Genomic DNA, 15,636 nt, shown 5'->3' with positions numbered 1-15,636 from the left:
GCCAGGATAGCACGTTGGTATTGGCTTTCAATTTGATGATCTAAGAACAAGTACGGAGGAAGAGAGCTATGCTCAGAGAAAAATCAGCAAGATCTCAGGATATTGCAGTCAGTCGACTCACCATTCAAGTGCAGGGCAGAAGTCGTAGTTACATGGTCGTGCAGCCACAAGTGCAGCAGAAATCGGCACCACTCTTAATCGTCTTTCATGGCTCAAATCAAACGGGAGAGAAGATACGAGCGTTTAGTGGAAACGTTTTTGACGAGTTAGTTCAAGCGCATGGATTTGTAGTCGTGTATCCGGACGGCTACAAAGGTCATTGGAATGACGCTCGGATCTCGTCGAATTTCCCTACGCGCAAAGCCAACATTGACGATGTTACATTCACGAACATGCTCATCGATGAGGTGCGAATGAAACATGACATCGATGCCAACAGAGTCTATATCGCGGGATATTCAAACGGCGGGCAGATGGTTATTCGGCTACTCCATGAATGGCCCTATCCGTTTGCCGGTGCGGCTCTTATAAGCGCGACACAGCCAGAGGCAGACAACTTCCTGGTTGCTCCCAGAGAATCATCACTTCCGGTTTTGATAATTCATGGCACATCCGATCCACTTGTCCCTTATGATGGAGGGATGGCAAGTTTATGGGGATTGAATCCACGTGGACGTGGCTTATCGGCACGCGAAACAGCGCACTACTATGCGCAACGCAATCATATCGATACGCAGCCGACCATAAGGATGCTCAAGCATGAAGGCAAAAATGTACTTCCCATCACCATTGAAGAATATAGCGAAACCGGGAAATATCCAGTCAAGCTCGTCTCTATTACCGGAGGAGGCCATGTTGTCCCCAATCACTACAAAAAAGCAGCCTTCCCGCTAGGAAAAACAGCAACCCATGTGAACAGCGCAGCCTTGTTGTGGGATTTCTTTTCCTCCACGGGATCGATAAAATCCCATTCACATACGAGCACACCTATATAGTGAGCTGCACTGCTTGAGCGTCCTTATTCAAATCAACTGAAGCCAACAGCCGATCGCTACGAAGGAATGGTATATGCGATGCTCACGCCGCCATCGATAGGAAACGCAGAAGCTGTCACGTAGCCAGAATCATCGCTAGCCAGGAACGCTACAGTGCCAGCGACCTCCTCGACGCGTCCGAAGCGACCCATGGGGATGTGGATTAGGCGCTGCGGTGTAATGGCAAGATCTTTGGAGAAGATAGAATTCAGTCGCGGCGTCTCGATAGGACCAATACACAGAGCATTGACCCGCACGCCGCGGCGAGCCAAATGGACGCCCAGATCACGCGACAATGCTATCACGCCGGCCCTGGCCGCATTATAAGCCATCTGAGCCGTCGCCGAACCCATCACGGCCAGAAAGGACGCCGTATTGATGACGGAGCCACCAGCCGGAACGTTATCCAGCAGATAAGGAATCCCATGCTTGCAGCACAAAAAGACACTGGTCAGATTTACAGACAGGACGCGCTCCCATGTCTCCTGCGTAACCTTGAGCGCTGAACCATCATCTGCCGTGACCATGCCAGCATTATTGAACAACACATCAATCCGACCAAATTCCTCATGCACACGTGCATACATCCCCTTTACCTGATCCTCATCGGTCAGATCAGCTCGTAGCGAAAGCTCACCAACCGTGTGCTCAAGCAAATCAACTCCCACCACGTGCGCACCCTCACTCGCGAGTCGTGCAGCCGTCGCTGTACCAATCCCTCCAGCCGCCCCAGTGACCACGCATACCTTGCCAACAAGCCTACTCAAATTACCGCTATTCGACATATCAAACCTTCCTTTCAATCTACCCGAATAAACATGACGTTAACGTCATGTTTAGAGCAAAAAATATCCTCTACCTACTAAATGTTACGTTAACGTCATGTTGATACCATACAATCTTTACAAGGCATTGTCAAGCGAAGCGAAGACCGCTTTCTGCTGGCTTTTCAGGCAGAATACCAATCCAGCACGCGTAAGGCGCGGAGGGTGTTCCAACGGCTCGGCCGGCCCTCGCCATCGTCTATCTCGACCAGCATCTTGCCAGGATAGCGAGTCTCAAGTGACCATCGACCGTCGTTGTCACGCTTTGACACGACCAGGTTGATCGCCTCAGCGACGCGCTCATCGGGCGTGACGCCGGCGCTGCGCAGGTACTCGAGCCCACGTAGCACATCGTAGTACCACCAGGTTGGAAAGGCGAAACGCGTCCAGACGGCATTGCTCTTGCGATCGCGCTCGATCGCCTCGCCGGTCGAGAGCCGGTAGAAGAGGTGACGATCAAGCAGATACTCCTGCCCACGGAGACGAGCCGCCGTCAGCGACGCGCTTTCCCCGACTGCCAGTTCGTATTCGAGCAGGGCCTCAAGTACGCAGATCGTGGTATTAAATGACGACCGCAGCGAATCGGGAGCCTCACAGTTCCAGCCGCCATCGGCCAGCTGTTCGCCGAGCAGCCGATCAACGATGCCCTGGACATCCTGACCAAAGTAGGCACCACTCGCCGCCACCTGTCCATTGATACAGGGCTCGATCTCGCCAGCAAAGAAAGGATTGTCGTCCACCTCTTCCGGACCACATCCTCGCCACGTCACGTGGTCGCGCACGAGTCCCACCGCACGTTGCGCCTCGGAGCATTGGGGATCAAGACCCATCTCCCGCAGAAGTATCAGGATGTGCATCGTGGAGTCCCATCCGTGATTCCACGCCGCGCCACCCCACCTCCCATCGGATGCCTGGAGAGCGAGCAAACGTGCGCCAGCGCCCTCAGTAGCGACCTTTGCACGCTCGGCCGCGACCGCCTCCTCAGGCGCATCAGTCAGGTCGCGCATCGCCTGCCAACGGATCGCGGGATCTGAATCAAGCAGCCACTGTATGACCGAACTCGTTGACGTTGGCGCTTGCCATTTGGATGAATGTGTCGACATCTGTCAATACTCCTTACTTTATGGACATCTTCTTTACAAGCAGAGAAATATCGGCAAAATTGTCAAAGGCAGCCAAACGAAAATCTATCTTATTGCTGCTGCTGCTGAGGCTGCTGCTGCACCTCGCCATCCTCATAATCGAGTCCCTGCTGATGACCAGGCAGCCACTTGGCTTCGAGGGATAGCTCGGCGCTGGGCGGCGGGACATCGGTGGGATAGACTTTGACAGCCACGGACAGTTCGCTCTCGGCAGTGCCGCGAAAGACGCCATTGGTGGGAGGAACATCGGCGTAGTCGCGTCCGACGGCGATGCGGATATGCCGTTCTTTAGCGAGTATATTATTGGTGGGATCAAAGCCGACCCAATTGAGTCCGGGCAGGAGCACTTCGACCCAGGCGTGCGTAGCGCCATCTTCGGAGCGCAGACTCTTCTCCGATTGCTGGAAGAGATATCCGCTGACGTAGCGACAGGGGATACCGAGTTCGCGCATGATGGCGATCATGATGTGAGCGAAGTCCTGACAGACACCGCGTCGGATACTCAAGGCGTCATCGATCGGCGAATCGACGGTCGTCTGCTTCTTTTCGTAGTCGAAGTGTTCGAAGATAGCGGTATTGACATAATTCACGACGCTCAGCGGATCTTCGCGCCGCTTGATGTCGAGCTCTTCCATCAATTGATGCAGAAGCTCGCTGGGACGCGCAAAATGACTGGGTTGCAGCATATCCCAATACTCATCGGTCGAAGTCATGCGATCCAACTCATCCCAGGCGTCATTGGGGAGAGCAGCGGGAAGCTCGGGCGGCGGCTGCAGCTCGACGATGGCTTCGGCGGTGATGGTTAGATGGTTATGTCGGTTGGGGATGTCGAAGTGGTGGACGCGATTGCCCAGTTCGTCGCGATAGAGCATAATCTGGGCGCGGGGACTGGTCGACAGGCGAAAGTCGAGGCAGCGCTGGATGCCTTCATTGCGCGGCTGGATGCGTACTTCCATGATGCTTTCGCTAATCGGCGTGCTATAGCGAAATTTCGTCACATGGCGAACGGTATAATACATATCTTCTACTCCACTGCATAGGAAACAAAATCGCGTCGTGCCAGATCAAGCCTGCGCCGCGCCGCTACCGACGAGAACGGCGTCGATGGGATAGGCGATGTAGACCTGATAAATAGCGTTATGGATCTGGCCGCATTGACGCTGAATATTCTCCAGATAGGCATGCATATCCTGCATCACATCCTCAATCTGATCATATTCCAGCGCTGAACGCAGCCGACCGGCCAGACGCTCGACACGTCCAGCGTAGCGCGTGCGCGTGGATTTAGAGACCGATTGTAACGCGATCTGCATCTGGGAGGCGGCATAGCGTACGGAACGCGGCGATTCGGCATTGAGCAACAAGAATTCGGCGATCTTGTCGGGCTGCACGTCCGCCGAGTAGACCTTACAATACGCCTCAAAGGCGGTACACGAACGTAGCAGGCCGACCCAGCCCAGATAATCGAGCGAAACCGACGTATCATCCTGAGCCGGCTGTATCATAGCGCTAAAATGAGCATCGATCAAAGAAGCCGTCGACGTAGCGCGTTCCAGAAAGCATCCCATGCGAATAAAATACCAGCCCTCGCTGTGATTCATGGTAGCATCTGCGATGCCGCGAAAGAGTTGGACACCCTCTTTGACCGTCGTCAGGAAGGCATGCGGCTCGACACGCCAGATCTCATCGATATCGGTCTGCCTGATATGTAGATAGAGCTGGTTCAACTGTATCCACATCTCGGAGCTGATCTGCTCGCGCACCTGGCGAGCGTTCTCGCGCGCCGAGGCGATGCATGACGCGATCGACGCTGGATTCGAGAGATCAAAGGTCAGGATACGTGTCATATGATAGACCTCATCAGGTCCATCGCCGCTCGGCTGCATATGCAGGATCGTCCGCAGACGTTGCCAGCGCTGCTGCGCGTACGTCGTATTCTGATCAAGCATCTGATGCAGATTTTCATCAAGCAAGCGAGCGGTATATTCCGCTCGCTCCAGATAGCGACTCATCCAATAGAGATTATCGGCAACTCGTGATAACATTTACTCGCCCTCAAAGTCTTCCTGTCCGGTCAGATCTTCTTCATTCGCATTTTCGTTGAGCACCCACGTATCCTTACTGCCACCGCCCTGCGACGAGTTGACCACCAACGATCCACTCTTGAGCGCCACCCGCGTCAGACCGCCGGGAACAATCGTCACACGATCCCCGTAGAGGATAAACGGCCGCAGGTCGACGTGACGCGGCTCGATCTGCTGATTCATGAAGCAAGGGGCGCGTGAAAGGGCCAGCGTCTCCTGCGCGATATAGTTGCGTGGATCGTCCAGAATACGCTGACGAAACTCCTCGCGCTGCGCGGCGGTACTATACGGACCGATCAGCATCCCATAGCCGCCCGACTCTCCAACGGCCTTCACCACCATCTCATCCAGATGATCAAGCACATGGTTGCGCTGCTTCTCATCTGAGAGCAGATAGGTATCAACGTTGGCGAGGATCGGATCTTCGTTCAAATAGTAGCGAATAATCTGAGGCATATAGGCATAGACAGCCTTATCGTCGGCGACCCCGGTCCCGATCGCATTGGCCAGCGCCACATTGCCAGCGCGATAGGCATTCAGCAGTCCAGGCACGCCCAGGACCGATTTGGGACGAAAGGCCAGTGGATCAAGGAAGTCATCATCGACGCGGCGATAGATCACATCGACGCGTGAGAGTCCGGCCGTCGTACGCATATAGACGATGTCGTTATGCACAATCAGATCGCGGCCCTCGACCAGTTCGATCCCCATCTGACGCGCCAGAAAAGCATGCTCGAAATAGGCAGAATTATAGACTCCGGGAGTGAGCAGGACAATCGTGGGATCAGGACGTCCGAACGGGGCAAGCGAGTGCAAGGTATTGAGCAGCGCCTGTCCATAATGATCGATCGAGCGCACCCCGTGGCTGCCAAATAGAGAGGGAAAGATGCGCTTCATCACCTCTCGATTCGTGAGCATGTAGGAGACACCACTGGGGACGCGCAGATTATCCTCCAGCACGGCGAAGCGCCCATCGGGGAGCCGTACCAGATCCGAGCCGACGACCGCCACATAGATATCGTGCGGCACGCGGATACCACGCATCTCGCGTCGATAATGACGGCAGCTATAGACCAGGGAACGTGGCACCACACCATCGTTCAAAATATGCCCATCATGATAGATATCCTTCAGAAAAAGATTGATCGCCATAATGCGCTGTGTCAGGCCACGTTCGATCACGGACCATTCATCCGCCGTAATAATGCGCGGCAACAGATCATACGGCCAGATACGTTCAGTTCCCTCATTGTCCCCATAGACGGTGAAGGTAATACCTTGATTAAGAAAGGTAAGATCAGCGGCTTGCTGACGCTGCTGGAGAAAATCGAATGGCATCTCCAGAAGACGATGATACAGTTGCTGATAGGCAGGACGTGGGCGGCCTTGCATGTCAAACATTTCGTCATACGCTCTATCTAAATCATAGTTAGAGAAAGGCGGCGGCAAGGTAGACCGTCCCGATGCATCGGATAGTAGCATGGCAAAATCTCCGACTCTGGTCAGTAATAAACAAAAACCCCACACAAGGCCGTGTGAGGCGACGTAGCCATGAGCGTTCTTTGCTATTGGTACACTGTTGCTAACATCATACCTACAGAACAAATCACTTGTCAAGCCAACGTCGAGCGCAGCAAAGACCCCATAACACTGTACCGATGTCGCATTGGAGACGCGCATCCCATGAGGGTGAGACGCTCCCCGACGTAGCGGCGCGGCTCCGCCGTGCTGTCAGAGGCTCGTACGACCAAGTTGCCCATGGGGTTCCATTGAGAGGGCGCATCCCAGCCGAATCAGACGAGTCACAGACAGCACGGCAGAGCCGCGCCGCTACGGGGTTTATATTAATGATGGTCGATACATGCCTCAATTTCCATAGGTGACGATCATCGGAGCTGGCTTCATAGCCAGCACCTCGTCAGGTGTCATCATATTAAAGTTTGCTTCGATATGATAGAAAAGCTTGAAGCCGCCATATTCAAAATTCTTAAAATGCTGCATATCATCATGTACCCATTCGGTATATTGCATCTCTTTATCGGCCGGAGCGCCTGTATAGCCTCCCACGCTATCCACGTGGATGACGGTATCCACACGCGGATCGTTCACCAGATTGCGCTTATCGGCAATCTCGGCCGTGCCAGCGTTATTGGGATTCGGAGTGCCATCCCCGCTCGCCCGATACTGATGGATAATCAATATCTTGCGCGGCACATGATACTTCATCGGGATAGCCGCTACGGCTTCTATGACGGGATTCAGATCTGACGCTCGTACATTACTCAAGTTGGTACCAGGGATACCATCATGGCGTGGGAACATCCATTCGGGATCAATCGCCATATGCACAAAGTCATATTTCTCTAAATACGGCAGAAAGAAATTGACTTCTTGCATCACCGGAGCCCAGCCAATGTTGAGATCGAGAAAGAGCAGCAAGTTATTTTGTTTGCAGAAATCAACATATTGTTGAATGGTCGCCTGATCTACGTGATGGCTATAGTACCCATTGGGACCAGGATCGCCATCTGGCACGCTCACAACCAGATCGATACCCAGATCAACTGGATGAGCCGGATCGATCGTCTGATACGCCGCTCCCTGCGCCTTCAGTTGATTGAGCATGGTACTATCCGCCTGATACGCAGGGCCTGCTGGCTCAGCTCCTGGTATGCCATAAAAGGCCACTATGCGATGCGTGGGCAGGACCGCTCCAACATTGGGATTAAACGGAATTGGCGTCGGCGTCGGCGTCGGGGACGGCTTTGGGCTGGCCACCGCGTGGGGATTCCCCCCCTGGGAATTGGATTGAAAATAGCCAAGCGATAGATTCGTCGCCATAACGAGCAACAAAACAGATATCGTTACAAGTCCGATCGCAATCGTCCGATACCAACGTCGCCACAGTGTCTGGGGCACTTTTTTTTCTTCGGATGCCTCCGGTGGCAATGAGACTTGATTCACTGATAGATGCCCTCCCTTCAGTGGGAACTGCTCGCCTCTCTACTGACCCAGATGATTAGATAAGGTGAGACATCAATAGATAAAGCAAAAAAATAAAGAATACATAAATATTCAATGATTAATTCGCAAATGATTTCAAAAAAGCAACATTCTTACAAGACTGCCTACTTGATTTACATACAATATATTACATATATAAATCCATCAATGTAAGGTACTTCACAATGTGAGAAACTTCACATTTCTGTAAAGAATAGTACGCAACATCAATAATCGACACAAAATTAAAATGGATACATCACCACCATGTGTCTCAGGACTATTGTACCTGGAATTTCTCTGGATGAGAATAAAAATGAGGTCCAGTACATCTTTTGTGCTAGCGGACACGGTGGCAATATACTATAATATCTCTACGATGCTCATTAGCACGACCGAAAATGGCTATTTTTACCAGCCAGGGGATCATCATCAATCAGAAGTGAGGAACGAAAATCAGTATGTACATTCGAGTAGGATGCGAATTCCGTTATGAGGCAACGTGGCCTACTCCAACGGTAATGCTTGTTCAACCCCATCCCGATTACGAACAGCAGATCATGTATGAAGATTGGCGCTTCACGCCTGAATTGCCACACACAGCCTTTCACGACATTTATCACAATCCCAGCCAGCGTTTGCTGCTGCCTGAGGGAGAGCAGGTTATCCGCTACGATGCGGTGGTCCGTGTCGCCGATACGCCTGATGAGTATGCTCCAGATGCGCAACAGATGGCTATCGAGGATCTTCCAGATGATGTCTATCACTACCTGCTACCGAGCCGCTTCTGTCATTCTGACGTGCTTTCAAACACTGCCTGGCAGCTCTTTGGGCAGACAGAACCAGGCTGGGCGCGTGTCCAGGCGGTCTGCGACTGGGTCCATGACAATATTCGTTTCCAATATGGTAGCAGCACGCCGCTCACCAGCGCGGTTGAAATCTATCTTCAGCGCGTCGGCGTCTGTCGGGACTTCACGCATCTCGCCGTCACCTTCTGCCGGGCGCTCAACATCCCGACACGCTACGTCTTCGGCTATATCCCGGATATCGATGTGCCACTACCAGACGCTCCGATGGATTTCTGCGCCTGGATGGAGGTCTATCTGGGTGGACGCTGGTATACGTTTGATCCGCGCAATAATACACCGCGCATTGGCCGCGTGCTGATTGGCCGGGGTCGCGATGCGCTCGATGTCGCCATGATGACCAGTTATGGCTCTCCAAGCTTACTCAAGATGCTCGTCTGGGCCGACGAGGTATCCGCTGACACCACACCTGAGACTCCCCTGGTCCCTCAGCCGGGTGATCCGCTGGCGCCTAAACCTGGAACTATCACGCCCAAAAGAGAGGATACCTCACCCGCATGACTCAACTCCAGATCGATCTAGAAACGGCGCTTGCGACAACGACCCATCTCGATCATCACGAGGTCGATTGGTCACGTGTTCAGCATAGCACCTATCTCATCTGTCAAAGCCTGCGCTATGAATATCCCGGACCCATCACACAACTCAAGCAGCGCCTGATGATTATCCCGCCCGATCAGCATGGAGATCAACATCGTCTTGATTATCGCCTGGATGTCTCCTTACCGACCGCCACGTACAATTGTCAGGAAGACACCTTTGGCAACAACGAGATCAACTTATATATCCCCCGCGTCGAGCAGTCCGTCGACTTTACAGCCTGGATATTGGTTGAACGCCTGCGCGAGAGCCATCCCACGTACCTCCCGATCGAATACATCAGAGCCGCTCAGATGCTCACGCCGTCCGCGCTCACGCAACCCAATGATGCTCTCCGGGAGATCGCACAGCAATTCATCGACGAAGGCAAGCATGGCTTAGCGCTCGCCGAGCAGATCAACGCCTGGGTCTATCAGCACGTCCACTACACCCACGAAGTGACCGACATCGACACGACGGCCGCCGAAGTGCTGGCGCTGGGACAGGGCGTCTGTCAGGATTATGCCCATCTGATGATCGCGCTCTGCCGTCTCTGTAAACTGCCCACCCGCTACGTCTCCGGACACATGCTCGGTGAAGGAGGAACACACGCCTGGGTTGAAGTCCTATTGCGTGACAGCCAACAGCCCGACAGAGCCGTTGCCATTCCCTTTGATCCGACCCATGGACGCCGCGCCAGCCTGAGCTATCTCACCATCGCCGTCGGACGCGACTACCTCGATGTCGCACCGACCTCCGGAACTTTCTGCGCATCCTATCGGGGAACACTCTCAACCAACAAACGCGTCAACCTGACCTCCATCGAATACAAAAGCGCATGATATCATGCGCTTGCTGCCAAATGAGAAGGGAATATCCGTTCGCGTGAGGCACCAATGCTCGCCGACGTAGCGCCGTGGTCTTGTGCCCGGCGGCCAGTTCACGTATGAAAATGTTCCTCGTCATTTTGCATCATTGAGTGACAAAAACGAACGTTACGTACGTCACGCGGCCGCCGGGCACAAGACCACGGCGCTACGCCTGCTGGCTTGCTCTCTTCAGTGAAGCCATATTCTTATCTGAAATGTATTATGATGCCAGATATCCAACGCAGCATTGACAAATCCCCTCTCGCCATTTATAATCAAAAGTGAACGCGTTCATTTATTCAAGCTTCTCAATAAATGGGTCATTTGCCCCGTCAGAAAACGGTCAGAGCAACGTCATAATAAGTATGAGCTTTTTTTGAAGGCTGTGATTATAATTACATATAGAAATGCAGGGATTGTATGAAGCAACGGGTTGTTTTACTGATTATTTTTGTGCTCATGATTATACTTTTCGTGGTATTGAGTAGTTTTTTTTCCTCTTTCTTATCCACCGGACAAATTTCACTCGTTCCGCCACCTACACCAGTGCCAACAGCGACCCCAACGCCCACGCCTGAGCCAAGCCCAACACCTGAGCCAACTCCCACGCCGATCCCAACTCCCACGCCTGTACCTCTGGTAACTGGCTCCTCGGCCTATCTCTGGGATGCGACAACGGGGAAGGTTTTGCTCGATGAGAACAGCCATCTGCGCGTCTCAATGTGGAGTACAACCAAGATCATGACAGGACTCCTGGCGGTAGAAAATCTGGCACCGAATACTATTTTGACCGTTACGCAGGATGAGCTCGATGAGCTTCCCGCGAATATGAGTGTTGCTCAACTCAAGGCAAACGATAAATTGACGGTACAGGATCTCCTCTACGGCTTACTCCTCCCCTCGGGCAGCGATGCAGCCGTCGTGCTGGCACATGCTGTCTCTGGCGACACGGCAGACTTTGTGGCGGCGATGAACTCCCAGGCCGCTCAGATCGGTCTCACGGATACACACTATATGAATCCCTATGGAGCGGCCGACCCCAATCACTACTCGAGCGCAGCCGATCTGGTCAAGCTCTCGGCCAAAGCGCTAAGCTATTCACTCTTCGCGCAGATCGTCTCCACCCCAGATTTCACTGTCCCCCCTACCATCAACCATCACAAATATCCCTGGCCGAACACCATCAGCGGCTTTCTACAAAGCTATCCAGGAGCCAACGGCATCAAAACAGGCTCCAACGAGTCTGCTACCGACTGGTGCATGGCCTTTTCCGCCTATAATAACGGCCATCTCCTCATCGGTGCCGAGATGCAGGTCAGATCTTACGACCAAATCATGATCGATGCCAGCAATATCCTCAACAAAGGATTTGCAACAATGTAAACTGTTTAGAAAGTAGACAATGCAAGATTTTCATGCTACGATTCCTGCACATATACGCTTCATCCAGGAAATAATGCATTCTCAGTTTGGAGGAGTTACGTATGGCAATCTCAAAAAAATCTGACAGGCAAGCAGAGGCCAGCACATGCGCCGCAGTGGCCGACGAGCCATCTGGATCGGGAGCGCCACCAAAGATACGAAGATCGAGCTCGCCAAAACCAACCATCTGCCCACGCACCATATCTCGCCCGACGTGGACGACGAACGTGCTCTGATCGTCTCCCAGCTGGCCCTGACCGGCTATGTCATCCAGGAAACCACGCGTCCAGGTTTTGGCAAACCAACCAGCGGACTCAACGGCGAAGGCGATCCTTACACAACCGACGGACAGGTCGCAGTATTGACGCTGGCGAATGTACTCACGACACCGCTGGCGACGCAGATACGCAATCCACAACTGGCCAGTGTTGCCAGACGCGTCGACCATCGACTGCGTCGCCGACTGCCGCAAGCCGGACGCGATCGCGCCGCTCGTGAGCAACACAGAATATCAAATAACAGGAGTCACCATACATCTACACAAGAGGCAGGGTAAACCAAAAGGTCGAGCCCTGCCCTGGCATGCTCTCGACGCCAACCTGACCATCCTGACGCTCGATAAGGCGTTTACAGATATGCAGACCCAGTCCTAATCCAACGCCAGAGCCACTCTTCACAAGAGTACCAGGGACACGGTGAAAGCGCGTCCAGATGTGCTGCTGCTGCTCCTGGGAGATACCTGGTCCCATATCACGTACGGACACACGCACCATTGGCTCCTCAATCTCGATGCGCACCTCAACAGGAAAAGCCGCCTCCGAATATTTAAGCGAATTGGTAAGATAGTTTGTAATCACCTGTCCCACCCGCTCAGCATCGGCAAAAATCTGGAGCGATGGGATCGAAGCATGCATATCGATCTGCCTTGTAGGAGCAAGCAGAAGTTGATCTTCAATAGCTTCATGCACAACCTGGATGATATCACATGAGCGCATACGTAACTCCAACTGATCGGTCTGAATGCGTGAAAGGTCAATCAGATCATTCACCAAACGATTCTGAACTCCGATCTGTTGCGTCGCACGTGTCACTCTAGCCAGAGTAGCCGTTATCTGATCCTTAGAAGTATCATCATCAGGAGGAATCTGATTTTGCAATCGTTCTAATTGTTTCTGCGCGATTTGCAGATTACCCTTGATGGCTGTCAGAGGAGTTTTGAGTTCATGGCTCACAATGCCCAGAAAAGCATCCATCTGGCTCTTGGCCACCTCAGCGATATGCTCGCGTGCATGTGCCTCCTCGCTCGCAGTGAAAAGTCGTGTACGTTCGATGAGCAGAGCAGCCAGATTCCCCATCGCCAGAGCTAAGGCTTCTTCCTCTTCTGAAAAGTTGCGTGCATACTCATCTATATAGAGGACAATGACACCAATCAGTGTACTGCCTAGGAGCATAGGCACAGCACAGGTCGTTAAAAAATCAGGACGGGGTCGTCGCTCATTGTAAGCCGATGAGCTGACATCTATAAGTACAACTTCTCCTGCCTGTAAGCGTGTGATCACAACAGTATCTTCGAAGCGCTGCGTCAACGATTGCTTATACACACGTTCAAAGAGATCTGATCGGATATCCTGATCAAGACCGCTCGCTATCAGCGTTTCAATTATTTCTGCGTCCGGAGCCAGTATCATCATACTAGCCCCGCTGCATCCAAAGGTATAGCATATAGAGTCAAGCAGCATCTGAGCTGTCCCCGTGAGAGTTCCTGGCGCGTACTCTACCTCACTCATATATGCTTCAGACAAGACGAGCGCCTGGGCCATCGAGATCAGGGCATTGAGAGCATCTTTTGTCTTTTGATGTCCTCTATGTATATCAGTAATATCATGTGTAATCACAAGAATTGAGGTCAAGTCATGGGTCATATTCTCTTCAGGTACCAGCAACGATTGATAATGCCTGCCATGATCCTGATAAGTGAGGTGGGTGGGTTGGCTCGTTGACACAACGTGCGTGAGCGTCTGATCGAACAAGTCACAAAGCTCTTCATCCATACCTAGTTCCCAATAGCTATGTTCGATAAAAGCCTCTACGGCAAGACCTGTCGCCTGTTCGATCGCTGGATTAACATATAAATAATGAAAGGTCTTCGCATCATGGCGTGCAATGACATCGGGCACGTGATCCGCCAGAGTTTGAAAAGCAGCCAGAGCGCGTATGCGCTCCTGCTCGATCTGCTTGCGTGCGGAGAGATCCAGAATGAAACAAATCCACTGCAACGGCTCCTGCTGCATGACGGCGGCTCCGATCAGAATAGGCACACGCCCACCATCCTGGCGTAAATATTCCTTCTCAAAGGGCTCGCAGATACCTTGAGCCTGTAATTCTTGTATTGCCTTCTCATCCAGAGGAGCATATTCCCGTGGCGTCATTTTTTCCCAGTCGAGGCGAGCTTGCTCCAGATCATCACGACGAGCACCTATCAGCGTCAGAAAAGCATCATTGGCCTCAATGATCAATGTTCCCTCAGTAACAATGATACCAATCATATTGGAATCCATTAAGCGCCGGGCGCGGGCCTCACTGCGACTCAGATTCTCATGTGCCTGCCGCAACGCCGTCACATCGCGTGCCACAGATAGCACAGATATCACTTCTCCCGATTGATCTCTCTCAGGGGCTAGTTTCGATTGATACCACCGCAAGCCATCCGGAGATGAATAGCTAAATTCAATTATCCCCTCTTCGCCAGTTGCAAAGACCTTTTGTAAGGCGGCATCCCAGGCATCTACCTGTGTATGGGGCATCCCCAGCTCTCGATTGGTTTTGCCAAGATAGGCAGCGGCCGCTACACCTGAAGCTCTGGTTGCTGCTGGATTGACATAACAATGACGGAGCTCGCGATCAAAACGGGCAATAATATCGGGAGAATTCTCTGCAATCATCTGAAAAGCCTGCTGTTGCTGATAGATAACTTCCTCTAGCTGCTTTTGCACGGTGATATCCATTGAGACACCAATGAGCCGCACCGGCGTTCCATCTTGATGACGAATAAGATTGCCTCGTGTATTGATCCAGCGTACCGTTTCATCAGACCGCACAAGGCGATAGGTCAGGTCATAGGCCATATTTCCCTCAATGACTCTTTGAAAAATATGTGTAATACGTGAGCGGTCATCGGAATGAAGATACGATGGCCTTCCCGTGCTCTGCTCTGGTACATCGGGTACAACCTCGGCAAGCAGAGCATCCAGATATCTCTCGGCACTCGCATTCTGCGTCTGGAGATCGAATTCCCAGGTATGCATACGGGCAGCATTGAGAGCGAGATGAAGTTGTGCCTGTTGCGAAAATAACTGACGATTCGTTTCTTCAAGTTCTATGCGCTGGACTTCTACTTGACGGCGTAAGATCCCTTTTTCAATGGCGGCATGCAAGGCCAGACGCAGCGACTCAGGAGTGAGTCCTTCTTTAGTGATATATTCTACAGCTCCTCTTCTCACCGCCTCAATGGCAAGTTCATCGCTTCCTCTTCCCGTGAGAATTACCACCGGGAGTAATGCACTGCTCGGATGCTGTTGGAGCATTTCCAAAAAAGTACGCCCATTCATATCAGGAAGATAATAATCAAGCAGGATGATATCAGGAGGCGTCTCCTGACAGACACGCAATCCATCGCTGCCACGGCTTACCTCCACAGCAACATAGCTTTGCTCTGCAGCACGTGCCAGATAGCGACGAATGGTCGCACAATCCTCGGGATTATCCTCGATCAGTAATACCGTGCGCGTGGCTATTTGTGTATGCTCCTTCACT

Annotated in this window: 13 protein-coding genes; 6 read left to right on the top strand and 7 right to left on the bottom strand. The window is 52.4% G+C overall.

The features are described 5' to 3' along the window. The first annotated feature begins 68 nt into the window (after positions 1-68). Positions 69-995: a CE1 family esterase gene (locus AC27N8_RS34900; RefSeq protein WP_487074280.1), complete on the top strand. Its 927-nt coding sequence runs from the start codon at positions 69-71 to the stop codon at positions 993-995. 56 nt (positions 996-1,051) lie between these two features. Here the strand turns inward: AC27N8_RS34900 and AC27N8_RS34895 are convergent, their stop codons facing one another. The 5 genes from AC27N8_RS34895 to AC27N8_RS34875 form a co-directional block, all read right to left on the bottom strand. Next, the gene (locus AC27N8_RS34895) at positions 1,052-1,819 is read right to left on the bottom strand and encodes an SDR family oxidoreductase (RefSeq protein ID WP_487074278.1); all 768 of its coding nucleotides are present in this window, start codon (positions 1,817-1,819) and stop codon (positions 1,052-1,054) included. A 164-nt stretch (positions 1,820-1,983) separates the two neighbouring features. Continuing rightward, positions 1,984-2,961 (bottom strand): prenyltransferase/squalene oxidase repeat-containing protein, encoded by a 978-nt coding sequence (locus tag AC27N8_RS34890; protein ID WP_487074276.1) that lies wholly within the window; start codon positions 2,959-2,961, stop codon positions 1,984-1,986. A gap of 89 nt (positions 2,962-3,050) precedes the next feature. Further along, complete coding sequence (locus tag AC27N8_RS34885) at positions 3,051-4,019, bottom strand: transglutaminase family protein (protein WP_487074274.1); 969 nt, start codon at positions 4,017-4,019, stop codon at positions 3,051-3,053. A 45-nt stretch (positions 4,020-4,064) separates the two neighbouring features. Beyond that, positions 4,065-5,045 (bottom strand): alpha-E domain-containing protein, encoded by a 981-nt coding sequence (locus AC27N8_RS34880; protein ID WP_487074272.1) that lies wholly within the window; start codon positions 5,043-5,045, stop codon positions 4,065-4,067. Then, entirely contained in the window at positions 5,046-6,485 is a 1,440-nt protein-coding gene (locus AC27N8_RS34875) for a circularly permuted type 2 ATP-grasp protein (protein ID WP_487074270.1), read from the bottom strand. A 209-nt stretch (positions 6,486-6,694) separates the two neighbouring features. Here AC27N8_RS34875 and AC27N8_RS34870 point away from each other — a divergent pair, with 209 nt between their 5' ends. Further along, on the top strand, positions 6,695-6,967 hold the full coding sequence (locus tag AC27N8_RS34870) for a hypothetical protein (protein ID WP_487074268.1): 273 nt from the start codon (positions 6,695-6,697) through the stop codon (positions 6,965-6,967). Here the strand turns inward: AC27N8_RS34870 and AC27N8_RS34865 are convergent. Beyond that, positions 6,951-8,048 carry a hypothetical protein gene (locus AC27N8_RS34865; RefSeq protein WP_487074266.1) on the bottom strand — a complete coding sequence of 366 codons (1,098 nt, stop codon included), beginning with the start codon at positions 8,046-8,048 and terminating at the stop codon, positions 6,951-6,953. The two genes, AC27N8_RS34870 and AC27N8_RS34865, sit on opposite strands and share 17 nt — an antisense overlap. A 500-nt stretch (positions 8,049-8,548) precedes the next feature. Between AC27N8_RS34865 and AC27N8_RS34860 the strand changes: the two genes are divergently transcribed. From AC27N8_RS34860 to AC27N8_RS34845, 4 genes are all read left to right on the top strand, one after another. Further along, complete coding sequence (locus AC27N8_RS34860) at positions 8,549-9,454, top strand: transglutaminase-like domain-containing protein (protein WP_487074264.1); 906 nt, start codon at positions 8,549-8,551, stop codon at positions 9,452-9,454. Further along, positions 9,451-10,374: a transglutaminase-like domain-containing protein gene (locus AC27N8_RS34855; RefSeq protein ID WP_487074262.1), complete on the top strand. Its 924-nt coding sequence runs from the start codon at positions 9,451-9,453 to the stop codon at positions 10,372-10,374. The genes AC27N8_RS34860 and AC27N8_RS34855 overlap by 4 nt, the downstream gene beginning before the upstream one ends. A gap of 447 nt (positions 10,375-10,821) precedes the next feature. After that, a complete protein-coding gene (locus AC27N8_RS34850; protein WP_487074260.1) occupies positions 10,822-11,784 on the top strand; it encodes a D-alanyl-D-alanine carboxypeptidase family protein in 963 nt (320 codons plus the stop codon). A gap of 145 nt (positions 11,785-11,929) precedes the next feature. Continuing rightward, a complete protein-coding gene (locus AC27N8_RS34845) occupies positions 11,930-12,379 on the top strand; it encodes an LssY C-terminal domain-containing protein (RefSeq protein ID WP_487074258.1) in 450 nt (149 codons plus the stop codon). Here the strand turns inward: AC27N8_RS34845 and AC27N8_RS34840 are convergent. Continuing rightward, positions 12,360-15,635 (bottom strand): PAS domain S-box protein, encoded by a 3,276-nt coding sequence (locus AC27N8_RS34840; RefSeq protein ID WP_487074256.1) that lies wholly within the window; start codon positions 15,633-15,635, stop codon positions 12,360-12,362. The genes AC27N8_RS34845 and AC27N8_RS34840 overlap by 20 nt on opposite strands. Position 15,636 lies beyond the last annotated feature (1 nt).

This window comes from Dictyobacter sp. Z7_2 (genome assembly GCF_057551105.1).
This window is presented reverse-complemented; position numbering and strand designations above follow the sequence as displayed.

What these genes read in the sequence shown, in the direction of transcription:
- AC27N8_RS34900 (WP_487074280.1), top strand. Translation starts at nt 69, where the DNA reads ATGCTCAGAGAAAAATCAGCAAGATCTCAGGATATTGCAGTCAGTCGA.
- AC27N8_RS34895 (WP_487074278.1), bottom strand. Translation starts at nt 1,819, where the DNA reads ATGTCGAATAGCGGTAATTTGAGTAGGCTTGTTGGCAAGGTATGCGTG.
- AC27N8_RS34890 (WP_487074276.1), bottom strand. Translation starts at nt 2,961, where the DNA reads ATGTCGACACATTCATCCAAATGGCAAGCGCCAACGTCAACGAGTTCG.
- AC27N8_RS34885 (WP_487074274.1), bottom strand. Translation starts at nt 4,019, where the DNA reads ATGTATTATACCGTTCGCCATGTGACGAAATTTCGCTATAGCACGCCG.
- AC27N8_RS34880 (WP_487074272.1), bottom strand. Translation starts at nt 5,045, where the DNA reads ATGTTATCACGAGTTGCCGATAATCTCTATTGGATGAGTCGCTATCTG.
- AC27N8_RS34875 (WP_487074270.1), bottom strand. Translation starts at nt 6,485, where the DNA reads ATGTTTGACATGCAAGGCCGCCCACGTCCTGCCTATCAGCAACTGTAT.
- AC27N8_RS34860 (WP_487074264.1), top strand. Translation starts at nt 8,549, where the DNA reads ATGTACATTCGAGTAGGATGCGAATTCCGTTATGAGGCAACGTGGCCT.
- AC27N8_RS34855 (WP_487074262.1), top strand. Translation starts at nt 9,451, where the DNA reads ATGACTCAACTCCAGATCGATCTAGAAACGGCGCTTGCGACAACGACC.
- AC27N8_RS34850 (WP_487074260.1), top strand. Translation starts at nt 10,822, where the DNA reads ATGAAGCAACGGGTTGTTTTACTGATTATTTTTGTGCTCATGATTATA.
- AC27N8_RS34845 (WP_487074258.1), top strand. Translation starts at nt 11,930, where the DNA reads ATGCGCCGCAGTGGCCGACGAGCCATCTGGATCGGGAGCGCCACCAAA.